Here is a 26,130-nt window from a genome sequence, read left to right as displayed (position 1 = left end):
CAAACTCTCTATCTTGATTCTTCGGAAACCCTAACGAACTTTTTTACTTCTTTTTTGCTAAAATTATACTTTCCGTGGGAGATGGCAAGCCAAATTACCCCACTAATGGGGTTTTTGCCACCCGCGAGGGACTCATTTGCCGGAGCAAAGGGAGGGTGACAAGCGTTTTCTGTTTTTTTTGGCGAAGGAGGGCCATTTTCCACTTTCCGTAGGGGCCACAAAGCTAAAACTATGCCACAAATGGTGGTCGGAGTATTTAGTTAATACGCATAAATTTTTAATTTAAAATCATCGGTAAGTTGACAGTACGGAGGCAATTAGGGAGAATGGCCGACCGGAATGCTGCCCGCCCCGACCCCCCACCGGTTGATGCAGCGCAATACGGCGCTGGCTTCCCTCTTCTCTCCCGCCAGCGGGGCCAACCCGCTGGCCATGATCGTCGCCGCCCTGGACCAGGCCAAGGAAGGGTATCTGGTGATGACGCCGGACGGCGACTTGGAAGCGGGCCGCATCACCTACGTCAACCGCGTCTTCTGCCAGATCACCGGCTACGCCGCCGACGAGCTGCGCGGCCGTTCCCCGGCGCTTCTCTACACGCCGGAGATCGAGGACACGCTGCGGCGCGAGGTGCGGCCGCACCTGGAAAAGCACGACTCCTTCGTCCGCGAACTGTCGCTGCTCACCAAGCGCGGCGAGGCGGCGTGGATCGAGCTGCAGATCGTCCCCGTCGACCTCCCGCCCCACGTCGCGCGGCACTGGGTGTGGATCGTGCGCGACATCTCCGAGCGCAAGCGCGTGGAGCAGCACTTGGAGCAGATGGCCAACTTCAGCCGCTTCAACCCGAACCCGATCTACGAGATCGCCGAGACGGGCGAGGTCCTCTACTCCAACGAGGCGGCGCGCCGCCTCTCCGCCTCCTTCGACCTGGAGGACCCGGCCGACATCCTCCCCGCCGACGCCGCGCGGCTGGCGCAGGACTGCCTGCGCACGGGCGAGCCGATCGTGGGGCGCGAGGAAGGCCGGGGCGAGCGGACGCTGACCTGGGCCTTCTTTCCCATCCCGGAGACGCGCGTGGTCCACTGCTACGCGGGCGAGCTGACGGAGCGCCGCCGCCTGGAAAGCCAGCTGCGCCAGGCGGAGAAGCTCAAGTCGATCGGCCAGCTGGCCGGCGGCGTGGCGCACGATTTCAACAACATCCTGACCGTCATCCACGGCTTCTCCTCCCTCCTCCTTTCCAAGGAGCACGCCGACCCCGCCGTGGGGCAGCAGCTGGAGCAGATCGCCACCGCGGCGGAGCGCGCCCGGGACCTGACGCGCCAGCTCCTCACCTTCAGCCGCCGGCAGATGATGAAGCCGACGACCCTGGACCTCCACGCCATCATCCGGGAGATGGGCCAGATGCTCACCCGCCTCCTGGGGGAGCAGGTGGAGCTGTGCGTCGCCTGCCGGCCGGAGGAAATCCTCATCGAGGGGGACCGCAGCATGATCGAGCAGATCATCCTCAACCTGGTCACCAACGCGCGCGACGCCATGACGCGCGGCGGCCTCGTCACGGTGGAGACCTCGGTCGTCGACATCCCGCCCGACGCCCCGCTGGGGCCGGAGGCGCGGCCCGGCCGCTTCGCCCGCCTCTCCGCGCGGGACACCGGCTGCGGCATGGACGCGCGGACGCTCTCCCGCATCTTCGAGCCCTTCTTCACCACCAAGGAAACCGGTAAGGGAACCGGCCTGGGCCTGGCCACCGTCTACGGCGCGGTCAAGCAGCACGACGGCTGGGTCGAGGTCCGCAGCGAGCCCGGCGCGGGCAGCACCTTTGACGTCTACCTTCCCCTCTCCACGGAGCGGCGGGAAGCCGTCCAGACTCCCGCGCGGGAAGGCAAAGCCCCCGGCGGGCAGGAAACCGTCCTCGTCGTGGAGGACGAGGCCGCCGTCCGCCAGCTGGCCGTCACCATCCTCAAGAGCGCGGGCTACACCGTGCTGGAGGCCAAGAACGGCCTGGACGCCATCGGCGTCATGGAGCGGGAGGGCGGCCGCGTCGCCCTGGTGCTGACCGACCTGGTCATGCCGGGCCTCATCTCCGGCATCGACCTGGGGGAAAAGCTCTCCGCCGAATACCCGGGCGTGAAGGTCGTCTACACCAGCGGCTACAGCCCGGACATCGTCGGCGGCGGCGCCGCGCTCAAGGACAAGCCCTTCCTGAGCAAGCCCTACACCCCGCCCAGCCTCCTGCGCCTCATCCGCAACGTGCTGGACGGCGTTCTGGCTTAGGCCGCCAATTCCTTCAGCGCCGCCGCGACCGCCGGAGCCCACGCCCCGCGCGCGGGCTGGCGGAAAAGCCGCGCCGTGGGATACCAAGGGGAGTCGGCCCGGTCCAGGAGCCAGCGCCAGTCGGCGTAGAAGGGCAGCAAAACCGAGGCCGGCCGCGCCAAGGCCCCCGCCAAATGCGCGGGGCTCGAGTCGACGGCGACGACGTGGTCGAGCACGGACAGGAGGGCCGCCAGGTCGTCCAGATCGGCGGCGTCGGCGACGGCCGCGCGGGGATACCGCGCCAGGAGCGCCCGCTCCGCCTCCGTCAGCCCCTTTTGAAAAATCACCGGCAGGAAATCCTCCCGCTCCAAAAACGGCAGGAAGTCCTCCAGCCGCGCCGAGCGCCAGCGGTCGCGCTCGTGGGTGGGGCTGCCCCGCCAGGCCAAGCCCACGCGGCGGCCCTTCCCGGACGGCAAGGCGGCGCGCCAATGGGCCGCGCGCGCCCCGTCGGGGGTGAGGTAGGGGACGCGGCCCGGGATGTCGGCCACCGTGTCGGTCCGCAGGGCCAGGGGGAGGCTCATCATCGGGATGCGGCGGGCGGCGCCCGGGGGCACCGCCACGTCGGAAAAGACCCGCGCGGCGGGAAAGCTCCGCGCCGCCAGCGCGCGCAGCGTCTCCGGCACCTGGAGCCAGCAGGCCGTGCCGCGCGCCTCCAGGAGCGGGACGTAGCGGAGCATGTGGATCGTGTCCCCCAGCCCCTGCTCCGCCTGGAGGAGAAGCGGCCCCGGCCCCGGCTCCCCTTCCCCGAGCCAGAGGGGGCAGCCGGCCGGCGGCGGCGGCGAGATCGGCCTGCGGCCGCTCCAGCGCCGTTCGTAGCTCTCCCAGCCCCGCCGCAGCTCCCCGCGGGCCAGGAAAACCCCGGCCTGGATCCAGAGCGCCTCCTCATGCCCGGGGTGAAAGGAAAAAAGCCGCTCGTGGACGGCGAACATCTCTTCCACGCGGTTCATCTCCAAAAGCGCGTTGGACCAGTTGTAAAGCGCGCCCGCGTCGTCCGGCTGGAAAGAAAGCGCCTCCTGATAGAGAGCCACGGCATCCTCATGCCGGTTGAGCTTCTGCAGGATTGCCCCCGCGTTGACCCTCCCCCGGACGTAGCGGGGATCGGCGGCGAAGGAGGCGAGGTAAGAGGCCAGCGCTTCTTCCAGCTTCTCTTGCGCTTCCAGCGCCGCGCCCAGGTTGTTGTGCGCCGCCGCCAGGCCGGGCTCGAGTTCCAGCGCCCGCCGGTGCGCGGCCACGGCCTCCCCCAGCCGGCCCAGGTCCTTCAGCAACGCGCCGAAATTCGTCAGCACGCCCGCGTCCTGCGCCAGCACCAGGATCCTTTTGTAAGCCCGCACCGCCTCCTTCAACCGGCCCAGCTTTTGGAGCGCCTCCGCCAGGCCGCGCCAGGCGTAGGCCTCTTCCGGCCGGATGACCAATAGCCGCTGGTAAACGTCGGCCGCCTCCGCAAAGCAGTCCGTGGCGCCCAGCGCGGCGGCCAGCCCGCCGAGCATATCCGCGTCCTGCGGGCGAAAGGCCGCCGCCCGCCGGAGCCACGGCAGCGCCTCCGCCGCCTTGCCCTCCTGCAGGAACGTGACCCCCAGCAAATGAAGCGCGACGGGGTTGTGCGGCGCTTGCTGCAGAACGCGGGCGTAGGCGACGCGGGCGTCGGAAACCCGGCCCTTTTGGTGCAGCGCGATGGCCGCCTGAAGATCGTTACTCAATCTTCCCGCACTCTAGCAAAAGGACGGTCGGCCACAAGGAGCGCGCGCAAAGCGGGAGCGCGGCTGGGGAAGACGGCGCCCACCAGGGCGGCGGCCAGCTCCCGCCGTCCCGCCGCCCGGATCGCCGCGTCCTGCAGCGGCTCCTGCCGGTCCAGGACGGCCAGGGCCTTTTCCCGCAGGCCGCTGGCGCGGAACCATTCCCGCGCGGAAAGGTCGTGGAGGCGGAGGCTCTTGCCCGTCCGCCTCCCGTCGGGGCCGATCTCCTCGGCGCTTCCGGCGATGAAATCGGTCCGGCGGCTCTGCCGGTCCCAGGCGTGGGTCTCCGGGTTGCACTCGTACGCGCGGCGGCGCGGCTCCTTGTATTCGGCAAAGGCGGCCTCCACGTTCGGCTGCGCCAGCTCGTAACCGATCGCGCGCAGCAGGAGGGGCCGCTTGTGAGCGCGGCGGCTGGCCTCCGTCTCCCCGCGCCAGGGGCGGGCGTCGAGGCGGCCCGCGTCGTAGGCGTCGCGGAACCAGTCGAGGGCGGCCCGCTCCGCCGCGCCCGGCGCGGCATTGTGAAGCGCCCGGTGCTGGTGGACGACGAGCTTGCCCCGCTCGACGGAGACCTCGGCGGTGGAACGGGCCAGCCCGCCCGGGTCGCGGACGGAGAGAATCTGCCGCTTCCCCGCCAGGCACTGGCTGCCGTAGGAGCCCCAGCCCACGCAGTGCGAGAGGTCGCTCCCCTCCTTTTTCAGCTCCTCGTCGGTGGTGAGGACGTGGACGGAAAAGCCGTTCGGGGCCGGGTGGGCTTTCGTCTCCGTCAGCGGCTCCCAGGAGCCCTCGACGGCCAGGGGGAGGAGGACGTCGGGAAAGCCGTTGCGCTCGCGGTCGTGCCAGGCGTGGGCCAGGCCGGTGATCTTGTCCAGGCTCCGCCCGGCGTGGAGGACGCGCTGGACATCGGGCAGGAGCGCCTCGGAAAGCCTGGCCGCGTCGAGCTTCTTCAAGACGCCGTCGCCCAGGGGGACGCCGGTCTTTTCCGACCAGGCGACGAGGGCCTGCGGCAGGACGACGCGCTGGACGAATTCCTGCCCGGGATCGGTCAGATAGCCGTGGGCCGGAACGTAGATGCCGTCCCAGAACGCCCGCCGCTGGGCGGCGTTGCCATGGAGATAGGGCTCCGCCAGCGCCTCGAGCGTGGCGGGGAGGCGCCCCTCCGCCGCGCCGAAGAGAGAGCGATGGGCGTCGAGGACGTGCCTAAAAAGAGCGCGCCCGTAGCGCTCCTCCTGCCGCTCCGGATCGAACAGCTCGCGGACGGCCTTGTAGAAGCGCCGCTCGCGCGGATCCAGATCGGGCCGCCGGAGGATCGCGTCGAGGACCAGGCAGGACTGGCCGTCGGCCCGCGCGCGGTCGTGGTCCCACATCTCGTCGCTCTTCCACGCGCCGAGGAAGAGCGGCTGGCCGTCCACGAGCCAGCCGAAAGGGGAGGCCCCCTTCTCCAAAAGATGGGCGACGAGGGCGCGGTTGTCGCCCCGGGCCTCCATGGCGTTCAGGAGGAGCCGGTCGGCGGGCACGCCGACTTCCATCAGCCGGTCGGCCAGCGCCCGCTGGCGCGGGGCCCTCTCCTCCGCCTGGTAAGCATCGTGAAACATGAGGCCGCCCGCCATCCGCGCGACGCGCTCCTTCTCCACATAGGGGAGAACCTCCTCGAACAAAAACGCGTCCAGATCGCCCAGCGCCTGGTGGAGGAGGGAATCCTCGCTCTCAAAGGCGCGCTCCTTGTCCTTGAAATGCTCCGGCGCGAGGCGGTCGAGCGCGGGAAGCGCCAGCTCCGGCGGCGGATCGCCCTCCCGCTTCCGGTAGCCCGCCGCGGCGAGAAACGCCTCCCGCTCCGGCGAGGTGCGCCCCGCGTAGTGGCCGCCCTCCGGCCCCACGAAGGAAAGGGTCAGGCCGCTGCCGGGGTGGAACGGGGTGGAAATGAAGTAGTCCCCCAGCGCGGGCAGGCGGGCCGCCACGGCCTCTTCCGCGCCCGGATGGACTCCCAGCCGGCCGCCGCCCCCATAATGATAGAGACCGTCCAACTTCATCCACAGCCCGTCGGGAAAAGAGAGGCCCCACTCTTGGGCGCGGGCCGCATAGGCGGCGGCAGGGGGCGGGTTGGGCATGTACCCAATTCGGCTTTTGCCCCGCCGCCCTGAGTAAATTTATTCATTTGAATAATTCAGGATGCGCGGCGCCGTTTTTCTGGTAGATTGAGGGTTCCGCTCCATGGCCCTGTCCTGCATCTCGATCCGCGGCGCGCGCGTCCACAACCTGAAGGGCGTCGACGCCGACATCCCCCACCGCGCGCTGACCGTCATCACCGGCCTTTCCGGCTCGGGGAAGTCGTCGCTCGCCTTCGACACCCTCTACGCGGAGGGGCAGCGCCGCTACGTGGAGACCTTCTCCCCTTACACGCGGCAGTTCCTGGAGCGGGTCGACAAGCCCCAGGCCGACTCGATCGAGGGAATCCCGCCCGCCATCGCCATCGAGCAGGCCAACGCCGTCCGCACCTCCCGCAGCACTGTGGGCACGATGACCGAGGTGGCCGACCACCTGAAGCTCCTCTACGCCCGCCTGGCCGTGGGGAGCTGCCCGGACTGCGGCCGGGACCTCCGCGCCTGGACGACGGCCCAGATCGTCGACGAGGCCGCCGCGCGCGGGGGCGAGGCGCTCGTCCTCTTCGCCGTCCCCTTCCCGGCCAAGACCCCCTTCGCCGAGGCGGCCGCCTTCGTCGGCGCGCAGGGCTTCCTGCGCGTCTGGCACGAGGGGCAGGCCGCCCGCCTGGACGAGCTTTCCCAAACCCTGCCTCACGCGCCGCGGGAAATGCTCGTCGTCCAGGACCGCGTCGCCGACGCCGCGCGGGACCGCGCCCGGCTGGCGGAGGCGGTGGAAGCCGCCATGCGCCTGGGCAAGGGCCAGGTCCGCCTCCTCTGCGGGCCGGACCGCGCCGAGCACCGCTACAGCCGGGAGGCCGTCTGCCCCCACGACGGCGCGCGCCTGCCGGAGCCGACCCCCGCCCTCTTTTCCTTCAACCATCCGCGCGGGGCCTGCCCGGCCTGCCGCGGCTTCGGCCGCACGATCGAGATCGACTACGACCTGGCCCTGCCGGACAAGAGCCTCTCCATCCGCCAGGGCGTCGTCCGCGCCTTCCAGGGCTCCCAGATGGGCGAGTCGCAGAAGGACCTCCTGCGCGCCTGCCGCCGCCAAGAGATCGACGTCGACGTTCCCTTCGCCCAATTGCCGAAGGCCGACCAGCGCTTCGTCCTCGACGGGGAGGGCGGCGACCCGGAGAGCGGCGCCTGGTACGGCGTGAAGGGCTTCTTCCAGTGGCTCGAGTCGCGCACCTACAAGATGCACGTGCGCGTCCTCCTTTCCCGCTACCGCTCCTACCGCACCTGCCCGGCGTGCGACGGCGCCCGCTTCCAGCCGGAGACGCTGGCCTACCGGCTGCGCGGGAAGGAGGAGAGCCACTCCATCGCCGCGCTCAACGCGCTCCCCCTCGGCCAGGCCCTCGCCTTCGTGGAGGGGCTGCCGCTTTCCCCGCACGACGAGCCCTCCCGCCGCCTGCGGCAGGAGGTGGCCGTCCGCATCGGCTACCTGCGGGACGTCGGCCTCGACTACCTGGCGCTCGACCGCGCCACGCGCACCCTCTCCGGCGGGGAGGTGGCCCGCGTCAACCTCACCTCCTGCCTGGGCAACTCGCTGGTGAACACCCTCTTCGTCCTCGACGAGCCGACCATTGGCCTCCACCCGCGGGACACCGGGCGGCTCCTCGACGTCATCGAGCGGCTGCGCGACCGGGGAAACACCGTCGTCCTCGTCGAGCACGACGAGGCCGTGATGGCCCGCGCCGACCACGTCCTCGACCTCGGCCCCGGCCGGGGCGAGCAGGGCGGCCGGATCCTCTACGCCGGGCCCTACGCCGGCCTGGCCGCCGATCCCCAGTCGGTCACCGGCCGCTTCCTTTCCGGCCGGGCCTCCATCCCCGTCCCCACAAAACGCCGCGCGCCCCGCCCCGGCGCCGCCCTCCGGCTGGAGGGGGCGCGGCTCCACAACCTCGACGGCCTCGACGTCGAGATCCCGCTCGGCCTCCTGGTCGCCGTCACCGGCGTCTCCGGCTCGGGGAAAAGCACCCTGGTCAACGAGGTCCTCGCGGAAAACCTGGCCCTGGCCGGGCGCCTGGCGAAGGAGCGCGGCTCGGCGCAGAAGACCGTCTCCAGCCCCACCCTGGACAAGCTGACCGGCCACGGCCTCCTCTCCGGCGTCATCCGCGTCGACCAGTCGCCCCTCACCCGCACCTCCCGCTCCAACCCCGTCGTCTACCTCGGCGCCTACGCGCCGGTCCGGGAACTGCTGGCCGCCACGGAGGGGGCGGAAACCGCCGGGCTGCGCGCGGCCGACTTTTCCTTCAACGGCGGCGCCGGGCGCTGCCCCCGCTGCGGCGGCGCGGGCGTCGAGAAGGTGGAGATGCAGTTCCTGGCCGACGTCTTCCTGACCTGCCCCGCCTGCGAGGGGAAGCGCTTCCTCCCCCACGTCCTGGACGTCCGCTACCGGGGGAAGAATATCGACGACATCCTGGGCCTGACGGCGGAGGAGGCCCGCGCGTTCTTCGATCCCGACGCGGAGGCGGCCCCCGCGCAGGCCGCCCAGCACCGGAAAATCTGCGTCGCCCTCGACCTCCTGCGGGACGTCGGCCTGGGCTACCTCCGCCTGGGCCAGCCGCTCACCCAGCTCTCCGGCGGGGAGGCGCAGCGGATCAAGCTGGTCCGCCACCTCTCCGGCGCGGCGGGCGAGGACGAGGAGGACGGGGAAACCCAAGGCGCGTCCGGCGCGGAGGCAGGCACGCGCCTCTTCATCCTCGACGAGCCGACGACCGGCCTCCACTTCGAGGACGTCCGCCTCCTCGTCCAGGTCTTCCGCCGCATGGTGGAGCGCGGCGACTCGGTCCTGGTCATCGAGCACCACCTCGACGTCATCAAGGCGGCCGACTGGGTGATCGAGCTGGGCCCGGAGGGCGGCGCGGCGGGCGGCAGGCTCGTCGCCGCCGGGACGCCGGAGGCGGTCGCCGCCGACCCGGCCAGCCGCACCGCGCCCTTCCTCAAGGAAAAGCTGGCCCCCGCGAAAAAGGCCTCCGCCCCGCGCGCGCCGAAGAAGGCCCCCCTCCGCCTGCGGGAGGAAGGGCCGGAGGAGATCGTCATCCGCAACGCGCGGCACCACAACCTCAAGAACCTCTCCCTCTCCATCGCGCGGGGGGAGATGACCGTCGTCACCGGCCTCTCCGGCTCGGGCAAGTCGACGCTGGCCTTCGACATCCTCTTCGGCGAGGGGCAGCGCCGCTACCTGGACAGCCTCAACGCCTACGCCCGCCAGTTCGTCGAGCAGATGGAGAAGCCGGAGGTCGACTCGATCACCGGCATCCCGCCCGCCGTCGCCATCGAGCAGCGGCTCTCCCGCGGCGGCGGCAAGAGCACCGTGGCCACCGTCACGGAGGTCCACCAGTTCCTCCGCCTCCTCTACGCCAAGCTCGGCACCGCGCACGACCCGGAGACGGGGGAAGCCGCCGTCCACCAGACCCCGGCGGAGGTCGCCGCGCGGCTGGAGAAGCACCTGCGCCAGGCGAAGGAGCTGACCCTCCTCTCCCCCCTCATCAAGGCGCGCAAGGGCCTCCACACGGAGGTGGCCGCCTGGGCGCGGAAGAAGGGCTACCCCGCCCTGCGCGTCGACGGAAAGTGGGTGGAGCCCGCCAAGTTCAAAGCCCTCGACCGCTTCCGGGAGCACACCCTCGACGTCGTCCTGGGGAACCTCTCCGCCAAGGCCCCGCCCGCCGAGCGCCGCCGGAAGGTGGAGGAGGCCCTGGCCCTGGGCCGCGACACCTTCTACGCCCTCGACAACCGGGGGAAGGAGACGATCTACAGCACCGCCCTCTACTGCCCCGGCTCCGGCCGCGCCTTCGACGAGCTCGACCCGCGCCTCTTCTCCTACAACTCCCCCCACGGCTGGTGCCCGGACTGCATGGGCTACGGCACGGTGGCCGACGTCCCCGCGCCGGACGAGAGCCGCTCCGCCGTGGAGCAGGAGCTGGATCTGGAGCGCGCCCGGGAAAACGGCGCGGAGGAGGAAGTCCTTTGCCCGGCCTGCGGCGGCGCCCGCCTCAACCCCCTGGCCCGCGCCGTCCGCCTTCCCCACGGGAAGGGGCCTTGGCTCAGCGCGGGCGGGCCGACGCTGCCCGACCTGGGCCGCCTCTCCATCGCGGAGGCCGCCGCCTTCTTCGCCACCGTGAAGTGGAAGGGCCGCGCCGCCGCCGTCGGCCGCGACATCCTGCCGGAAATTTCCCAGCGCCTCCGCTTCCTGGCGGAGGTCGGCCTCGGCTACCTCACCCTGGACCGCGCCGCGCCGACCCTCTCCGGCGGGGAATCCCAGCGCATCCGGCTGGCCGCCCAGCTAGGCTCCAACCTGCAGGGGGTCCTCTACGTCCTGGACGAGCCGACCATCGGCCTCCACCCGCGCGACAACGCGCGGCTCCTCGACTCCCTCGACGCGCTCAAGGCCAAGGGGAACACCCTGGTCGTCGTCGAGCACGACGAGGAGACGATGCGCCGCGCCGACCGGATCATCGACCTGGGCCCCGGCGCGGGGCGCGACGGCGGCCACATCGTCGCCGACGGCACCTGGCGGGAAATCGCCGCCCACGCCACGTCCCCCACCGGCCTCCTCCTGGGCAATCCGCTCCCCCACCCCATGCGCGGCGCGCGCCGCCCCTGCGGGAAGGAGACCGCCTTCCTGCGCGTCACCGGCGCGCGGGCCAACAACCTGGACGGCCTCGACTTCGCCATTCCGCTGGAACGCCTCACCGTCCTCTGCGGCGTCTCCGGCGCGGGGAAGAGCACCCTCATGCAGGAGGTGCTCAAGCCCGCCGTGGAAGCCGCCCTCGCCGCGCGCGGACGGAAGAAAAAAGAGGCCGGCCCCCGCTGCTGGAAGACCGTCTCCGGCGCGGAGGAACTCTCCGGCGTCTGCGAGGTCGACCCCTCCCCGATCGGCAAGACCTCCCGCTCCACCCCGGCCACCTACCTGGGGCTCATGGACGGGCTGCGGAACCTCTACGCCCAGACGCCGCTGGCCCGCCAGCGCGGCTACGACGCGGGCCGCTTCTCCTTCAACAGCGGCCCCGGCCGCTGCGAAAGCTGCCAGGGCCAGGGCACCATGAAGGTGGAGATGCAGTTCCTCCCCACCGTCCTCCTCCCCTGCGAGGCGTGCGGCGGCAGGCGCTACAAGCCGGAGACGCTGGAGGTCCTCTTCAACGAAAAGAACATCGCCGAGGTGCTGGCGATGAGCGTGGAGGAGGCCGCCGGGTTCTTCGCGGGCGTGCCGCGCCTTCAGCGGCCGCTGGAACTTTTGCAGAAGACCGGCCTGGGCTACCTGACCCTGGGCCAGCCCAGCCCCACCCTCTCCGGCGGGGAGGCGCAGCGGCTCAAGCTCGTCACCCAGCTCTTTGGCTCCCTGGAAGCGACGCTGCAGACCCGGCTGAAGAGCCGCGCCCTAATCCAGCCGCGCCAGCTCTTCCTCCTGGAGGAACCGACGATCGGCCTCCACCTGGCCGACGTGAAGCGCCTCCTGGAAGTCCTGCACGAGCTGGTCGAGGCAGGCCACACCGTCGTCGTCATCGAGCACCACCTCGACGTCATCGCGGAGGCCGACCACCTGATCGAGCTGGGCCCGGAAGCGGGCGCGGCGGGCGGAAAGATCATCGCCTCCGGCACGCCGGAGGAGGTGGCGCGGGCACAGGGATCGCCGACCGCGCCCTTCCTCAAGGAAACGCTGGACCGGAAGCCGAAGCCTAAGGCCGGTAAGGCGACCCGGCGTCCTTCTTCAGCCGCTCGATAAAGGGCTGGGGGCCGCCCTCCTGGTAGCCGTCGAAGCGGGCCAGCACCTTCTCCGTCGGGGAGATGAGGAGGAGGGTGGGAAAGCCGTCGACCTTGTATTTTTGGGCCAGGCTTTGGTTCTGCTGCGTCAGGGCGACCGGCAGGGGATGCTTCTGCGGGAAATCGGCCCGCAGGAGGACCAGCTTATCCTGCGCGTAGGCCTCAAACTCCGGCGTGGAGAGGACCTCCTTGTCGAACTTGACGCACCAGCCGCACCAATCGGAACCGGTGAAGTCGATGAAGAGGGGTTTCTGTTCCTTGCGGGCGGTGTTGATCGCCTGGACGTAATCGGTCAGCCAGACGGCCTCCGCACGCAGCCCACAAAGGGCGGTTCCCCACACGAGCGCGAGCAGCAGGAGCCGTTTCATGAATAAAGATTACCCCCATTGAAGATTCCGCGCCAAGCTTGCTTGGGCCCGGTTTTCCCTTAAAAGTACGGTCCCCTCATGAAATGGTCTTTTCTGGCCCTCGCCGGACTCCTCGCTCTTTCCCCCCTGCTCTCCGCCCAGGTCGATCCCGGCGCCGCCCAGGACGCCGAGGCCGAGCGGAAGCGCCTGCTGCGCGCCGCCGACGAAACCGCCGCCCTCCAGGCCGCCGCCGATTCCCAGACCGCCCAGCTCACCTCCCTCAAGCAGCAGGTCGACGACCTCCGCGCCGCCCTCCAGGCCGCGCAGGGGGACCTGGCCTCCCTGAAGGGCGACAACGCCTCCCTGCGGGAGACAGTGCAGAAGATGGAGGCCGCCCGCGCCGAGGAGCGGAAGGTCCTCCTGGCGGAGGTCGGCAAGATCGTGGCCGATTCCTCCTCCAAAAAGGACGCCGACGCGCCCGCGCCCGCTCCGAAGCCCGCCAAGAAAAAGGCCGCCAAGGCCGCCACGCCCGCCGCCGACGCCCCGGCCTCCGCCCCCGACAAGCCGGAGGAGGGCTACGACTACGTGGTCTCCAAGGGGGACACGCTCCATGCCATCGCCGCCGCCTACCAGGACCACGGCGTGAAGGTGACGGTGGCCGACATCCGCGCCACCAACCACCTCTCCCGCACGGAATCGATCCACGTCGGCCAGAAGCTTTTCATCCCGAAGAAATAGGGAGCCATGTCCTCCGCCCCGCACCACCATCCGGCCTCCCACTTCCGGGGGGACGAGACCGGCGCGCAGATCGACGCCCTGCGCAAGCCGCGCCCGGGCCGGGGAAAGAACTTCATCACGGAGGTGCTCCTGCCCTCCCTCCTCATGCGCAAGCAGGGGACGCAGCACAAGCCGATCTTCCCGAAGGTGGGCAAGGGCCAGGTCTGCCTGACCTGGATCGGCCACGCCTCCTTCCTGATCCAGACGGAGCAGCACAACATCCTCATCGACCCGAACTGGGCCAACTGGATGCTCGTCATCCGCCGCCTGCGCCACGCCGGGCTCTCCATCCAGGACCTGCCGAACATCGACCTGGTCCTGGTCACCCACGCCCACTTCGACCACCTCAACCGCCGCTCCCTACGGCAGGTGGCGGCGCGGCAGCCCATCGTCGTCCCCTCCGGCGTCTCCAACCTGGTCCACGACCTCGGCTTCGAGAAAGTGCACGAGATGAACTGGTGGGACTCCTGGCAGTTCCGGGGCCTGAAGATCACCTTCACCCCGGCCAAGCACTGGGGGGCGCGCGTCCTCACCGACCGCCACCGGGGGTACGGCGGCTTCTGCGTGGAGTACCAGGGCCGCTCCATCTTCCACTGCGGCGACACCGCCTACTGCCCGGAGCTGAAGGAGATCGGCAAGCGGCTCAAGCCGGAGATCGTCCTCATGCCCATCGGCGCGTACGAGCCGCCCTCCCGCCGGGACGTCCACATCGGCCCGGAGCAGGCGGTCCTGGCCTTCCGCGACCTGCAGGCGCAAATGATGATCCCGATGCACTTCGGCACCTACCGGATGAGCTACGAGCCCCTGCACGAGCCCGCGCAGCGCCTGCTCGTCGCCGCCGCCAAGGTCGGCATCACCCAGCAGATCAAATTCCTCTTCGAGGGGATGCCCCAGATTTTTTGAGCGCCAAAGCCGTCCAGCGGGCCGAACTGGCGGAGCGCCTCCGCGCCCTCTCCCTGCCGGAGCGGGACGGCGGCTCGGCCGCCATCGCCGCCCGCCTCCGCGCCCTGCCCGCCTGGCAGGCGGCGATCGCGCGGGGGGAGGGGCTGGCCCTCTTCCTCCCCTTCGGCGCGGAGCCGGACTGCGGGCCGCCGCCCGGGCCCGCCGCCTACCCGCGCCTTGCGGAAGGCGGCATAGAACTGGCCCTGGTGGAAAACCCCGCCGACCCCGCCGCCTGGGAGTGGACCCGCACGGCGCAGGGCCACCGCTTCCGCCAGCCCGCGGCCGCCGCGCCGCGCGTCGCGCCGGAAACCGTCACCCTCATCGCCGTCCCCGGCGTCGGCTTCGACCGGCGGCTGCGCCGCCTGGGCCGCGGCGGCGGCTGGTACGACCGGCTTCTGGCCGGTCTGCCTCCGGGCGCCCTGAAGGCGGGCCTTTTCTTCTCCTGCCAGGAACTTGCGGAAATCGCCGCCGCCGGGCATGATGTCCCCTTGGACCTCGTCCTGACCGAACACGAAACGATCGAAATAACGTAAATGAAGCGCTTTGCCGTCCTTACCTCCGGCGGCGACTCGCCGGGAATGAACCCGGCCATCGCCTCCGTCACCCGCACCGGCCTGAACTTCGGCTTGGAAGTCGTGGGCATCCAGAATGGATACCAGGGCATCTTTGACGAGCAGTTCGTCCCCCTCGACGCCCTGAAGGTCAGCGGGAAAAACCGCGATCCCGGAACCTTCCTGCAAACCAGCCGCTGCCTGGAATTCCGCGAGGAAGCGGGCCAGCGCCGCGCCGTGGAGGTGCTCCGCCGCCAGGGGATCGAGGGGCTCATCGTCATCGGCGGGGACGGCTCCCTGACCGGCGCGCAGAAGCTCCACCAGCTCGGCTTCCCCGTCGTCGGCCTTCCCGGCACGATCGACAACGACATCTACGGGACCGACATGGGCATCGGCGTCGACACGGCGCTGAACACCATCATCCACCTCGTCGACATGATCCGCGCCACGGCGGCCAGCCACCGGCGCTGCTTCATCGTGGAGGTCATGGGCCGCGACAGCGGCTACCTGGCCCTCATGACGACGATCTCCACCGGCTCCCAGATCGCCGTCATCCCGGAGTACAAGCTCAACGCCCCGCGCATCCTGGAAAAGCTGGCCCGCCGCTTCGAGCACAACCACAACAACAGCGTCATCATCGTGGCGGAAGGCGTCTGCAGCGGGGAGGAGCTGATGAAGCGCCTGCACGACGCAGGCCCCATTCGTCAGGAAATGCGTTTGACTGTCCTGGGCCACGTCCAGCGCGGCGGCGTGCCCACCCACTTCGACCGCCTGCTGGGCAGCCGGATGGGGGAACGCGCCGTCCTGGCCCTCACGGAAGGACAGAGCGGCGTGATGGTCGCCCAGGCCCAGGGGCAGATGCAGCTGCGCGCCCTCTCCGACATCCTGGGAAAGAAAAAACCCCTGCCCGCCGACGCGATCCGCGTGGCGCGCAACCTGGGCACCGAGTTCGGCGACCCGTTCGACGAGGCGTAGGAAAATCCCGGCACGAAAAAACCCAGCGGCGCCTTGCCGCTGGGTTTTTTTGTTTCGGGTGATTCGGGAAAGATTACTGGGAAGACTCGGTCGTCTTCGTCGTTTTCGTGGTCTTCTTGGCCTTCTTCTTCTTTTTGGCCTTCTTCTTGGAGGAGGAAGACTTCTTGGCCGTGGTCTTCTTGGCCGCCGCCTCCGTCTTGGCGGGGGCGTTGGTGGCGGTGTTTTCCGCCGGCGCGGGGGCCGAGGGGGTGGCGGTGGAGCTCGACGGCGTGGCGTCGGCCGGCGCCTGGACGGCGGGAGCGGGCTCCGTCACGGGAGTGACGGGGGCGTTGGAAGCGGGGGTCTGGGCCAGAGACAGGCCGGTGAAGGAGGCCAGGGTCGCGGCGACAATCAGCAGGGAGAGCTTGCGCATAGGTCGGGATTTAACCGGGGCGTTTGGAAAAAGTCGCGCGCTTTTCGACAAATTTTCGTTTTGGGCGTAGGGTACCCCCATGCCCACTTTGTACGTGAAGACCGGCTGCCCCTGGTGCACCGAGGCGGAGGAAGTCCTGAACCGCCACCATATTTCCTATGACCGGGTCGACGTCCTCCGGGACCGCCAGGCCTTCAAGCGGATGCAGGAAATTTCCGGCCAGACGAAAGCCCCCACCCTGGAATGGGAGGACCACCTCCTGGCCGACTTCGGCGGGGAGGAGCTGGAGGCCTTCCTCAAGGAGAACAAGCTGGCTTGAGCAAGTCGGACCGAGTCGCCGAGCTGCTCGCCGCATGCGGGGAGGCCGATCCCGGCCACGACCCGCATTACTCCGGCTATTTCGCCTGCTTCAACCAGCAGCTTTATTACGAGGCCCACGACGTCCTGGAAGCCCTCTGGCTCCCCCGCCGCCGCCAGCCGGACGGGGACTTCTACAAGGGGCTGATCCAGCTGGCCGGGGCCTTCGTCCATCTGAAGAAGGGGCGGCTCAAGCCGGCGGGCAACCTCTTCGCCCTGGCCGAGGCGAACCTGCGGCGGTACCCGGCGGTGCACCACGACTTCGCGCTGGGCGATGCGCTGGAACTCTGCGCGCGGTACCGGGCGCGATTGGCCGTTTCCGATTTCCGGGAGAACCCGTGGACGCCGGAGACGGCGCCGCGGCTCTCCCTTTCGGGCGGCTGAACGCCGCCCGAAAGGGGCGGGGATCCAAGGGGGGCTGCGCCCCCCTTGCGTCTGTGAAACCTCCGTCCACCGGGCGGCGCGCTGGCGCTGGCGCGTTAAAGTTGGGCCCTTGGGTCACGTCCTGTCCTGGGGCGTGAGAGCGGCGCCCCATTCTGTCTCCGGTCTGCGGGTCGGGGCCCGCCGGGCGAGCGGCCCGCCGGGCGAAGAGGAGGCCGGAAGGACGACACTCATTCCGAGGAAAAGCCCCGACGCACTCAACCGAGCCGGAACGGAGCCGGGCGGCCCTAAGCCACATCCCAGGGCAGGAGGCCGCCGGAGGGACTCCCATTTTCCGCGCCAGCGTCCACGCGCCGCCCGGTGGACGGAGATTTTACAGACGCAAGGGGGGGCCGGCGTCCCCCCTTGGATCCCCCTCCCAGGTGGCCCGGCCCTTGCGCGATGGCCAATCGGTCGGCTACGGTGGACGTCTCTATGCGCAAGTCCTCCGGCTGTCTCGGCATCCTGCTCGTCCTGCTCCTCGCGGTGAGCCTGGTCGTGAATGTCATCCTTTTCATCGCCAACAAGATGAAGGGCCGCGGCGTGAGCGGCCCGGTCACCTTCGACGAGGATTACGTCTCCGGCGCGGCAAGCGCCTCCGACAAGATCGTCCTCATCGACCTGCGCGGCCTGATCGACTCCGCCGGCAGCGGCGACTACGGCGCCGACCTGGTCGACGACATCCGCCTGCAGGTGGAGCAGGCCGCCCGCGACCGCGACGTGAAGGGCGTGGTCCTCCGCATCGACTCCCCCGGCGGCGAGGTGACGGCCAGCGACGAGATCTACCACTACATCTCCTCCCTGCGCGACGGGGGCAAGCCGGTCACCGTCTACATGGAGTCGATCGCGGCCTCCGGCGGCTATTACAGCGCGCTGGGCGGCACCTACCTGATGGCCAACCCCCTCTCCCTCACCGGCTCGATCGGCGTCATCCTGGAGACCTTCAACGTGGGCGACCTCCTGGGGAAGATCGGCGTCCGCGCGCTGGTCATCAAGTCCGGCAAGATGAAGGACCTCCTCTCCCCCTTCCGCCCGGCCACGCCGGAGGAGCTCGCCTACGTCCAGGGGCTCATCAACGAGACCTACAGCCGCTTCGTCGGCCTGGTGGCGAAGGAGCGCAAGCTCGACGAGGCCAAGCTCCGCGCGGGCATCGCCGACGGGCGCGTCCTCTCCGGCGCGCAGGCGAAGGACGCGGGCCTGGTCGACGGCCTCGGCTACTTCGAGGACGCCGTGAAGAAGGAGCAGGAACTCTGCAAGCTCCAGAAAGCCCGCCTGGTCCAGTACGTCCCGCCGGTCAACTACGGCCGCCTGGTGAAGGGCCTCCTGGCCTCCCCCATCGGCCACCTGAAGGTGGAGCTGCCCGGCGCCGCCACACCCGCCGCCCTGCCGCTGCGCAGCGGGAAGTTCTACTACCTGCCCGCATCCGCCGTCGGTTACTAGGGCCTCCGCGTGGACGACGTCGCCCTGCCCGCCTGGCTCCTTCCCGTCTGGGGGGCGCTGACCTGCCTGGCCGCGTGGGCGCTGGGCCGCTTCCTGCGGGGCCGCCCCGTGCGGACCGGCGGCGTCCGCCCCTTCGACCCTCCCGCGGCCGACCTCCTCGGCTTCTTCGTCTTCCTCCTGGCCGGGGCGGTCCTCCTGGGCGGCTTCTGGTTCAGCGGCACCGCGCTGGCGGGCGTCCTCCTCCTCTGGGTCTACCGGGAGGGGATGCCGGGGCTGCGCGCGCGGCTCGGCCTCGGCTGGGGCGACCTCTCCCCCGCCGCCGCCCTGGGCCTGGGCCTCTGGATCGCCGCCGTCATCTCCCTGCCGCTCCAGCTCTTCTCCGGCGCCATGGGCGCCCTCTTCCAGGCCTTCCACTGGAAAACGCCTCTGGAGCCCGCCGTCGACCTCTTCCTAGGCACGCACGGCTGGCGGCAGCTGGTCCCCGTCGTCCTCGCCGCGCTGGTCCTGGCCCCGGTGGCGGAGGAGGTCTTCTTCCGCGGCTTCCTGCAGGCCCTCTTCAAGGCCCGCTTCGCCGCGCTGGGGGAACGGCGCGGCGCGATCGCCGGCGGCCTCCTCTCCGCCCTTTGCTTCGCCGCGCTCCACGCCCACGCCCTCACCTTCCTGCCGCTGGCCGCCATCGGCCTCGTCCTGGCCCTCGTTCACGAGTGGTCGGGCTCCCTCCTCCTTTGCATCGCCGTCCACTTTTGGTTCAATCTCTCCACCGTCCTCATCCTTCTCTCCGGCCATACCACCCTGTGAGCCCGCTCCCCGCCGAAGACCGCCTCATCCCCCTGCTGACCCGCTCCTGGAAAACGGGCGGGGACGTCCGCGTCGGCCCCGGGGACGACTGCGCCGTCCTCCGCCTGGGCGGAAAAACCCTCCTCTTCAAGACCGACGCCGTGGTGGAGGGCGTCCACTTCCTCCCCGCCACGCCCGCGCCGCTGGCCGGGCGCAAGGCGCTGGCCCGCGCGGTGAGCGACGTGGCCGCGATGGGCGGCAGGCCGACCCACGCCCTCGTCACCCTGGCGCTGCCGCCCCGGACCGCCGCCGCGCGCGTCGCCGGGCTCTATAAAGGGCTCTCCGCCCTGGCGGAGGAATGCGGCGTCGCCCTCGTCGGCGGGGAGACGACGCGCGCGCCGCGCCTCCTCCTCTCCATTTCCCTTCTGGGCCTCTGCGCGGCCGCGCCCGTCCTGCGCTCCGGCGGCAAGCCGGGCGACGACCTCTGGGTCACCGGCCCCCTGGGCCGCAACGCCACCCGCGCGGGGAAAAACCACCACCTCCGTTTCACCCCCCGGCTGAAGGAAGGCGCCTGGCTGGCCCGGAACCGCGCCGCGCACGCCATGATGGACTTGAGCGACGGGCTGGCCGCCGACCTTCCCCGGCTGGCCCAGGCCTCCCGCTGCGGCTTCCGCCTGGACCCCGCGCTCCTGGCCCGGGCCGCCGCCTCCGGCGCCACGCCCGCCCAGGCCCTCCAGGCCGGGGAGGATTACGAGCTGCTCTTCGCCGCCCCGCCGCGTCTCCGCGCGCGCTTGGAACGGTGGCCCTTTCCCCACGCCCCCTGCCGCATCGGCGCGCTGACCGCGCCCGGACGGGGGCAATCCCCGCGCACCCTCGGCCATGGATTCGATCATTTTGCCTGACGCCGCGGCGGCGCGCGCCGCGGGCGCGGCCTGGGCGGCCCGCTGCAAGGGGAGCGAGGTTTTCGCCCTCCACGGCCCCGTCGGCGCGGGGAAGACGGAGCTGGCGCGCGGCCTCGCCGCGGGCCTCGGCTTTTCCGGGGAGGTGACCAGCCCCACCTTCTCCCTCCTCCACGAATATCTGGGCGGCCGCTTCCCCCTCTACCACCTGGACCTCTACCGGCTGGCCCACGCGGAGGAAGTCCGCGGGCTGGGGCTGGAAGACTACGTCGGGGAAGGGGTGATCGCGATCGAATGGCCCGCACTGGCCCTCCCCTACCTGCCTCCGGAAACGGAACACTGGCAAATGGACCTCCTCCCCGACGGCGCGCGCCGCCTCTTCCGCCTATGATCACGCTGGCCATCGAGACTTCCGCGCGGGAAGGCTCCGCCGCCCTGGGCGACGGCGTCCGCGTCCTGCGCGAGGAGCGGTGGAGCGACGACGGCGCGCAGCCCGGCAAGGGGCGCCCCTCCGTGGCCCTCTTCGCCGCGCTCGAGGCCCTCGATCTCAAGGCGCGCCCGCCGGAGCGGATCGTCGTCGGCCTGGGGCCGGGCTCCTTCTCCGGCGTCCGCGTGGCGCTGGCCGCCGCGCAGGGCCTGGCGCTGCCCGGCCGCGTGCCCGTCCGGGGCGTGGCCAGCACCGCCTCCGTCGGGCGGCGGCTGTCCCACGTGACGCGCCTGGGCGTCTTCGCCGACGCGCGGCGCGGCGACTACTACTGCACGATTTACGCCAACGGGAACCTGGAAAAGCCCGCCTTCCTGGTTCCGCGCGGGGAGGTCGACGTCCTCCTCTCCAAACTGACCCTGGCGGTGAGCGCCGATCCGCTGGAGGGGATCCCGGAACGGGCCGTCCCCCGCGCCGCCGACTTCCTTTCCCTGCCGGACGACGCCCCGGAATGGAGCGGCGCCCTGGAGCCCATCTACCTGCGGGAGGCCGCGTGAAGGCGCCCCTGCGCACCTGGATCGAGGTCGACGGGGCCGCCCTGCGCCACAACCTTTCCTTCCTGCACAAGCGGGCGGACGGCGCGCGGATCGTCGCCGCCGTGAAGGCCAACGCCTACGGCCACGGCCTCCTGCCCGTGGCGCGGGAGCTGGCCGCCGCCGCGAGCCCCGTCGCCGCCTGCGGCGTGGCCGACGTGGACGAGCTGCGCGCGCTGCGCCGGGGGCGCGGCTGGGTCCGGCCCGTGCTGCTCCTCTCCGCCGCGCAGAAGGAGGAGATGGAGGAGATCGTCTCCCTGCGCGGATGGCCCACCCTCTCCACCGTGCAGGAGGCCCGCTGGCTGGCCGCCGCCGCGCGGAAGCTGGGGCGGACGGCGGAAGCCCACTTCAAGGTCGACACCGGCATGGGCCGCCTGGGCCTGCCGCCGGAGGAGGCCGTGGCCGCGCTCCGCGCCGTCCTCCGTCTCCCCGGCCTGCGCATCGGCGGCCTGTGCAGCCATTGCGCGGCGGCGGACGACGATCCCGCCTTCACCCGGCGGCAAGCCCGCGTCTTTCACGCCTGGCGCGCCGCCTTCCCGGAGATTCCCTGGCATCTGGAGAACAGCGCGGCCCTCCTTTCCGGCGCGGCGACGGACGGCGGCCGCCACGGCGACTGGGTCCGCCCCGGCCTGGCCCTCTACGGCCTGGGCCCCCGGCCGGAGGACGAGCCGCTCCTCCGCCCCGTCCTTTCCCTGAAAGCCCGGCTGACCCTGGTCCGCCGCCTCCCGGCGGGCCGCACGATCAGCTACGGGGCGACGTACCGGCTCCCCCGCCCGCAGACGCTGGCGGTGGTGGCGGCGGGCTACGGCGACGGCTACCCGCGCGCCCTTTCCAACCGGGCCGACGTGCTGGTGCGCGGCGTCCGCTGCCCGGTGCGCGGGCGGGTGACGATGGACCAGATCATCGTGGACGTTTCCGGCGCGCCCGGCGCGCGCTCCGGCGACGCGGCGGTGCTGCTGGGGCGGCAGGACGGGGAGGAGATCGCCGCCCGGGAGCTGGCGGAGAAGGCGGGGACGATTTCCTACGAGATCGTCACCCGGCTGGCGGAGCGGCTGCCCCGCCGCTACTTGCGCTGGAGTTAGGTCGTGTTAACGAACCGGAAGGGGCCGCGCCGGCGGGGCTTTGCCCCGCTCCCTAGGCGCGAGCGACGCGGTGGATTCAACGAATCCATAAGGAGTCGAGCAACGACGGGGGCGGGGCAAGGGACCCCGGCCCGGAGGGTTGCGTCTAAAAAGCCTTCCATCCGCGTTGCTCGGCCACTTATGTGTCGCTGTGGACACACCGCGCGGCCTCTCGCCTTGATGGAAGGCTTTTTAGACGCAACGCGACCCCTTCCGGTTCGTTAACACGACCTAGGCTTCCCCCGAGGGGGCGTAAGCCGCCTCCAGCGCCTCCAGCTCCGGCTTGATGGCGGCGCGCGCCTCGGCGGAGAGGTAGTCGATGAAGAGCTTCCCCTGGAGATGGTCGTACTCGTGCTGGATGACGATGGCCAAAAAGCCGGTCGCCTCCATCTTCACGGGCGTCCCGTCGGCCAGGTGGGTGGAGAGGACGACGCGGCGGCTGCGCGGCACCTCGACGCGGAGGCCGGGGAAGCTGAGGCACCCCTCGCCGCTGTCGACCTTCGCCTTCGTCTTTTCCAAAAGCGGGTTGATGAGAAAGAGGGGCATGTGCTCCTCGACGTCGACCGCCTTGCCCTCGATGAGGAGGCCGCTGGGACGGTCCTCGTCGTCGATGCCCGCCACGTCGACGACGGCCAGCTGGAGCGCGCGGCCGATCTGCTGCGCCGCCAGGCCGACGCCGCCGGAGGCCTCCATCGTCTCCAGCATGTCCCCAATGAGGGCGTGGAGCTTCGCGTCGAACTTCTCGACCGGCTTGCCCTTCTCCCGCAGGACGGGATCGGGATAGTGGACGAGAGGGAGGATCATGGGGCGGCGGCCGCCGTCTCGGCCGTGAAGGTGGGCAGCTCGGCGATGCCGGCGGTTTTCACCGCGTCCATGACGCGGACGACGACCTCGAAGGGGGCGCGCTTGCTCGCCTTGAGGGCGAACTTGGCCGTGGGGTCCTGGGCCATGCGGCTCTTAAGGAGGGTGCCCAGCGCGGCGGGATCGACGGGCTGGTCGCCCAGGTAGACCTTCTCGTCCTCCGTCACGGTGATGATTTCCGGCGTGGTCTGCTGGGCGGCCTTGGCGGTGGTCGACTTGGGCAGGTCGAGCTTGATCTGCGGCTCCTCCCTCTTGAACGTCGGTGGTGACGATGAAGAAGATGAGGACGATGCAGAGGATGTCGATCAACGAGACGACGTTGATGAGGGGCGTGCGGCGGGTCTTGTAGTTGCGGAACCGCATGCGGGGAAAGGGCCTCCTTTAGGAAGCGGAGGCCGGCTCGGCTTCGGCGGACTGGGTGTAGACCTTCGCCAGGAGGTCGGCGGCGTAGCCCTCCAGCTCGACGGCGTAGTTTTCCACCCGGCGGCTGTAGATGCTGAAGGCGACCAGGGCCGGGATGGCGACGAGGAGGCCCGCCACGGTGGTGTTCAGCGCCTCCGAGATGCCGCGCGCGATGGCGACGCCCTGGCTGGCGATCTGCTGGTCGCCCACGTTGCCGAAGATGACGATGAGGCCGGAGACGGTGCCCAACAGGCCCAGGAGCGGCCCGATGCCGACGCAGACTTCCAGAATCACCAGGCCGCGCTCCAGCCGGACCAGCTCCGAGCGGGCGCGGGTCTGCAGGGCCTCGGCGTTGTCGACCTTCGACCACGGCAGGTTGAAGAGGGCCAGGCGGACAAGGCGGTCCAGGACGGTGCGGTCACCCCCCTCGATGAGGAGCCCCTCGATCTCCACCGTGCTCTGGCCGTGGCGGAGGGTCTCGATGGCGTCGGCCAGCCGGGGGTTGATCACCAGGCTGCGCCGGAGGGCGAACGCCCGCTCCAGGATGACCGCCAGGGAAAGGATGGAGGCGAAGATGATCGGCAGCATGAAGACGCCGCCGCGCGAAAAGAACTGGGCAATCGAGTTGATTTCTCCTGAAAAGGACATGGGAAAACCCCAGATTTATCTGGCGGACCGGCCCCTGACGAGGTTTTTTGGGGGGGCGGTCCCCATAAATAGCCGAATTACCGGTACGATGAAGACGCCGAACCTGAAAGGAATCTGGGAACGCCACCCCAGCTTGGAACAACCGCTCCTCCGCGCCGCGCAGGTTTCCTCCAGCGTGACCGGCCTCTTCACCGGAGCCATGGCCCTGGACAAAGGGGTGACCCACCACCCCGTCCAGGCCGCCGCCGCGGGGCTCCTTTCCGTGGGCCTCATCGTCGTGACCAACAAGGTCGTCAGCTACGCGGAGAAAAAGGGCCTCGACCTGGACGGGGCCCGCAAGGCCGCCGAGGCGGCCGCCTTCCGTTTCCCGACACCCGTCGAGGAACGCCGCCGCTAGGCCCCCCTTTCCCCTCATGATCGCGCCGGCCCCCTCCCCTTCCGGCGCGCGGCTGCGCCACGTCTGGCGGGCCGTTTCCGCGCCCGTCGCCGACTATGTGCGGCGGGAGTTCAACACCTCCACCGGCCTGGCCGCCTCCTTTTGGTACATGCTGGGCAGCGCCGTGGCCGACGGCCGCCACCACGACTGGAAGCGCGTGGCGTGGGAAGTCCCCGCCGCCGCCGCGTTCAAGGCGCTTTCCCATTGGAAGGGCCGCCGGGAAGTGGAGGAGGACCGCCGCCGTTTTCCCGAGGCCTTCGCCGCCTTCGCCCGGCACGGGCTGGAGTGCGCCCTCGACCACGTCCGCACGCGGCGCCGCCACGCGGACGACCTCAATAAATCGTAAAGGTGATGTCGTCCCAGAAACCGTCCCCGAGCTGCTGCTTGAGGTTGTCGGTGAAGGGTTCCCCGTAGGACTCGGCGACCGCCTTCAGGGAGATGCTCCGCAGGATGTCGACCCGCCCGCTCTCCGCGCTGACGGAGACGTTGCTGATGACCCCGTTGGCCTGGACGTAGAATTTTATGTGGACCTCCCCGATGGCCAGGAGCGTCATGTTCCGCTCCACGCTCAGATACCAGCGGGAGCCGATCATCCGGTAGAGCTTGGCCTTGTAGCGGCCCATCTCCGTTTCCTTCGACGCGGGGGAGGGATCGCCCAGGGCCCCGCCGCCCACCACCTCGCTCCGCTGCTGGCTGAAGCTGGCGCTGGACGGCGGCGGGGACTGGACGGCGGGCTGCACCTGCGGCTGGGGCGGCGTGGCGGGCTGCGGCGTCTCCTTCTCCGCCTTGGTCTTCGCGTCGTTCGGAGCGGGGAAAAGCGGCACCGCGTCCGGGGAGGGCGGCACGTCCGGCGCGCTCTTCGCGCCCGCGGGCTGCGCCTGCGGCTGGGGCGGCGTCTTCGTCGGCTGCGGGGCGGCCTTCGGCGCGGCGGGCGTCGGCTGCGCCTGCGTGGCGGGGGCGGCCTCCGACTCCTGGGAGCGGATCTGCGGGCTGTTCGGCGAGTCGTGGTAGACCAGGCCGCCGCGATGCGCGCCCGCCATGCTGGGCAGGCTGCTGTTCGGGTCCTTCGGCGGCGCGCCGCTCTTCAGCAGCGTGTTGCGGTCGGACTCCAGCACGGTGCGCGGGTCCGGCTTGTCCGCCGCCTGGGAGGGCAGCGTGGGGACGAAGGAGGAGGGATTGAGCGTGAGGGCCAGGGAAGGCGGCGCGGGCGGCGTGATCGGCTTGGGCCGCACCAGCAGCAGCAAACGCCGGATGTTCGGATCGGTCCAAACGAAGGCGGTGACAAGGTGGACCAGCAGGGAAAGGAGCAGGAAATACTGAAGCCGGTTCAAGCGCGTCCGCACGGACGGAAGCTAGCAAACCATTCGGACGATGAACAGGGCAGTAACAGGCACTTTAGATAAACCTAAAAGTGAACCAAAAATTGACCGGCGCGCGGTTTGACAAAAATAGGCCGGACATTACGTTGAAATGTTCGCTCTTTCGTTGAGCCGAAGAATTTTTATGGACGCATCCGCACGCACGCTGAAGAACGGCAAGATCGAAGTCGAACGCAAGACCTTCCTGTTCGACCTGAAGGAAAACGACCGGGGGCGCTTCCTCCGCATCACCGAGGATGTCCGCGGCCGCCGGGACACCATCATCATCCCGGCCCCCGGCCTGGAGGATTTTCGCCGCGCGATCGAGCTGATGATCACCGCCAGCAACGAGGCCGGCCCCGCCCCGGGCCGCCCGCCGGAATTCCACCCGCAAGAGCAGCAGTAGGCCTTCGCGCCTTCCGTTCGCCGAAAAAAACGCGCCCCTCCCG

The 26,130-nt window shown here is 70.3% G+C and carries 25 protein-coding genes; 17 read left to right on the top strand and 8 right to left on the bottom strand.

All coding sequences use genetic code 11. From position 1 onward, the window contains the following. Positions 1 to 339 precede the first annotated feature (339 nt). Positions 340 to 2,268 carry an ATP-binding protein gene (locus tag PW734_04380; GenBank protein MDE1170438.1) on the top strand — a complete coding sequence of 643 codons (1,929 nt, stop codon included), beginning with the start codon at positions 340 to 342 and terminating at the stop codon, positions 2,266 to 2,268. On the opposite strand, the gene PW734_04375 is transcribed toward PW734_04380, so the two are convergent. Together PW734_04375 and PW734_04370 are read right to left on the bottom strand one after the other, a co-directional pair. Further along, complete coding sequence (locus PW734_04375) at positions 2,265 to 4,004, bottom strand: tetratricopeptide repeat protein (GenBank protein ID MDE1170437.1); 1,740 nt, start codon at positions 4,002 to 4,004, stop codon at positions 2,265 to 2,267. The genes PW734_04380 and PW734_04375 overlap by 4 nt on opposite strands. Continuing rightward, positions 4,001 to 6,145, bottom strand: a complete 2,145-nt coding sequence (locus PW734_04370) for a PcfJ domain-containing protein (protein MDE1170436.1) — start codon at positions 6,143 to 6,145, stop codon at positions 4,001 to 4,003. Before PW734_04370 ends, PW734_04375 begins: the two co-directional genes overlap by 4 nt. Before the next feature lie 103 nt (positions 6,146 to 6,248). On the opposite strand from PW734_04370, the gene uvrA reads away from it, so the two are divergent. Beyond that, complete coding sequence (uvrA, locus tag PW734_04365; GenBank protein MDE1170435.1) at positions 6,249 to 11,903, top strand: excinuclease ABC subunit UvrA; 5,655 nt, start codon at positions 6,249 to 6,251, stop codon at positions 11,901 to 11,903. On the opposite strand, the gene PW734_04360 is transcribed toward uvrA, so the two are convergent. Beyond that, entirely contained in the window at positions 11,857 to 12,309 is a 453-nt protein-coding gene (locus tag PW734_04360) for a thioredoxin family protein (GenBank protein ID MDE1170434.1), read from the bottom strand. The genes uvrA and PW734_04360 overlap by 47 nt on opposite strands. A gap of 78 nt (positions 12,310 to 12,387) precedes the next feature. Between PW734_04360 and PW734_04355 the strand changes: the two genes are divergently transcribed. From PW734_04355 to PW734_04340, 4 genes are read left to right on the top strand one after another with little or no spacing between them, the layout of a single operon-like run. Continuing rightward, positions 12,388 to 13,026: a LysM peptidoglycan-binding domain-containing protein gene (locus tag PW734_04355; GenBank protein MDE1170433.1), complete on the top strand. Its 639-nt coding sequence runs from the start codon at positions 12,388 to 12,390 to the stop codon at positions 13,024 to 13,026. Positions 13,027 to 13,032: 6 nt separating this feature from the next. Further along, complete coding sequence (locus PW734_04350; GenBank protein ID MDE1170432.1) at positions 13,033 to 13,968, top strand: MBL fold metallo-hydrolase; 936 nt, start codon at positions 13,033 to 13,035, stop codon at positions 13,966 to 13,968. Continuing rightward, a complete protein-coding gene (locus PW734_04345; GenBank protein MDE1170431.1) occupies positions 13,965 to 14,540 on the top strand; it encodes a 5-formyltetrahydrofolate cyclo-ligase in 576 nt (191 codons plus the stop codon). Before PW734_04350 ends, PW734_04345 begins: the two co-directional genes overlap by 4 nt. Then, complete coding sequence (locus PW734_04340; protein ID MDE1170430.1) at positions 14,541 to 15,533, top strand: ATP-dependent 6-phosphofructokinase; 993 nt, start codon at positions 14,541 to 14,543, stop codon at positions 15,531 to 15,533. It abuts the gene before it with no gap. A gap of 73 nt (positions 15,534 to 15,606) precedes the next feature. On the opposite strand, the gene PW734_04335 is transcribed toward PW734_04340, so the two are convergent. Next, positions 15,607 to 15,945 (bottom strand): hypothetical protein, encoded by a 339-nt coding sequence (locus tag PW734_04335; protein ID MDE1170429.1) that lies wholly within the window; start codon positions 15,943 to 15,945, stop codon positions 15,607 to 15,609. A 79-nt stretch (positions 15,946 to 16,024) separates the two neighbouring features. Here PW734_04335 and PW734_04330 point away from each other — a divergent pair, with 79 nt between their 5' ends. The 8 genes from PW734_04330 to alr all read left to right on the top strand — a co-directional run bounded on the left by PW734_04330 (position 16,025) and on the right by alr (position 21,937). Continuing rightward, positions 16,025 to 16,264 carry a glutaredoxin family protein gene (locus tag PW734_04330; GenBank protein ID MDE1170428.1) on the top strand — a complete coding sequence of 80 codons (240 nt, stop codon included), beginning with the start codon at positions 16,025 to 16,027 and terminating at the stop codon, positions 16,262 to 16,264. Then, positions 16,261 to 16,686: a DUF309 domain-containing protein gene (locus PW734_04325; GenBank protein ID MDE1170427.1), complete on the top strand. Its 426-nt coding sequence runs from the start codon at positions 16,261 to 16,263 to the stop codon at positions 16,684 to 16,686. Before PW734_04330 ends, PW734_04325 begins: the two co-directional genes overlap by 4 nt. A gap of 471 nt (positions 16,687 to 17,157) precedes the next feature. After that, a complete protein-coding gene (sppA, locus tag PW734_04320) occupies positions 17,158 to 18,162 on the top strand; it encodes a signal peptide peptidase SppA (GenBank protein ID MDE1170426.1) in 1,005 nt (334 codons plus the stop codon). Between the two features lie 9 nt (positions 18,163 to 18,171). Further along, entirely contained in the window at positions 18,172 to 18,960 is a 789-nt protein-coding gene (locus PW734_04315) for a type II CAAX endopeptidase family protein (GenBank protein ID MDE1170425.1), read from the top strand. After that, positions 18,957 to 19,841, top strand: coding sequence for a thiamine-phosphate kinase (gene thiL / locus PW734_04310; GenBank protein MDE1170424.1), 885 nt, complete (start codon positions 18,957 to 18,959; stop codon positions 19,839 to 19,841). Before PW734_04315 ends, thiL begins: the two co-directional genes overlap by 4 nt. Next, positions 19,819 to 20,229, top strand: coding sequence for a tRNA (adenosine(37)-N6)-threonylcarbamoyltransferase complex ATPase subunit type 1 TsaE (gene tsaE, locus PW734_04305; GenBank protein MDE1170423.1), 411 nt, complete (start codon positions 19,819 to 19,821; stop codon positions 20,227 to 20,229). Before thiL ends, tsaE begins: the two co-directional genes overlap by 23 nt. Continuing rightward, positions 20,226 to 20,819 (top strand): tRNA (adenosine(37)-N6)-threonylcarbamoyltransferase complex dimerization subunit type 1 TsaB, encoded by a 594-nt coding sequence (gene tsaB, locus PW734_04300; protein MDE1170422.1) that lies wholly within the window; start codon positions 20,226 to 20,228, stop codon positions 20,817 to 20,819. The genes tsaE and tsaB overlap by 4 nt, the downstream gene beginning before the upstream one ends. Further along, the gene (alr, locus tag PW734_04295) at positions 20,816 to 21,937 is read left to right on the top strand and encodes an alanine racemase (GenBank protein ID MDE1170421.1); all 1,122 of its coding nucleotides are present in this window, start codon (positions 20,816 to 20,818) and stop codon (positions 21,935 to 21,937) included. Before tsaB ends, alr begins: the two co-directional genes overlap by 4 nt. A gap of 270 nt (positions 21,938 to 22,207) precedes the next feature. Here alr and PW734_04290 read toward each other — a convergent pair whose 3' ends face one another. The 3 genes from PW734_04290 to PW734_04280 form a co-directional block, all read right to left on the bottom strand. After that, positions 22,208 to 22,780 (bottom strand): peptide deformylase, encoded by a 573-nt coding sequence (locus PW734_04290; protein MDE1170420.1) that lies wholly within the window; start codon positions 22,778 to 22,780, stop codon positions 22,208 to 22,210. Continuing rightward, positions 22,777 to 23,061: a biopolymer transporter ExbD gene (locus PW734_04285; GenBank protein MDE1170419.1), complete on the bottom strand. Its 285-nt coding sequence runs from the start codon at positions 23,059 to 23,061 to the stop codon at positions 22,777 to 22,779. The genes PW734_04290 and PW734_04285 overlap by 4 nt, the downstream gene beginning before the upstream one ends. A 157-nt stretch (positions 23,062 to 23,218) precedes the next feature. Continuing rightward, positions 23,219 to 23,887 carry a MotA/TolQ/ExbB proton channel family protein gene (locus tag PW734_04280; GenBank protein ID MDE1170418.1) on the bottom strand — a complete coding sequence of 223 codons (669 nt, stop codon included), beginning with the start codon at positions 23,885 to 23,887 and terminating at the stop codon, positions 23,219 to 23,221. A gap of 88 nt (positions 23,888 to 23,975) precedes the next feature. Between PW734_04280 and PW734_04275 the strand changes: the two genes are divergently transcribed. Both PW734_04275 and PW734_04270 read left to right on the top strand, forming a co-directional pair. Next, on the top strand, positions 23,976 to 24,284 hold the full coding sequence (locus tag PW734_04275) for a hypothetical protein (protein ID MDE1170417.1): 309 nt from the start codon (positions 23,976 to 23,978) through the stop codon (positions 24,282 to 24,284). Between the two features lie 16 nt (positions 24,285 to 24,300). Next, entirely contained in the window at positions 24,301 to 24,669 is a 369-nt protein-coding gene (locus PW734_04270; protein ID MDE1170416.1) for a hypothetical protein, read from the top strand. Here the strand turns inward: PW734_04270 and PW734_04265 are convergent. Continuing rightward, positions 24,656 to 25,666, bottom strand: a complete 1,011-nt coding sequence (locus PW734_04265; GenBank protein ID MDE1170415.1) for a hypothetical protein — start codon at positions 25,664 to 25,666, stop codon at positions 24,656 to 24,658. The genes PW734_04270 and PW734_04265 overlap by 14 nt on opposite strands. Positions 25,667 to 25,826: 160 nt before the next feature. On the opposite strand from PW734_04265, the gene PW734_04260 reads away from it, so the two are divergent. Then, positions 25,827 to 26,087 carry a DNA-binding protein gene (locus PW734_04260; GenBank protein ID MDE1170414.1) on the top strand — a complete coding sequence of 87 codons (261 nt, stop codon included), beginning with the start codon at positions 25,827 to 25,829 and terminating at the stop codon, positions 26,085 to 26,087. The last annotated feature ends 43 nt before the right edge of the window (positions 26,088 to 26,130 follow it).

Origin of the sequence: Verrucomicrobium sp. (assembly GCA_028283855.1) — a bacterium.
In the GTDB taxonomy this organism is placed as follows: domain Bacteria; phylum Verrucomicrobiota; class Verrucomicrobiia; order Methylacidiphilales; family GAS474; genus GAS474.
This window is presented reverse-complemented; position numbering and strand designations above follow the sequence as displayed.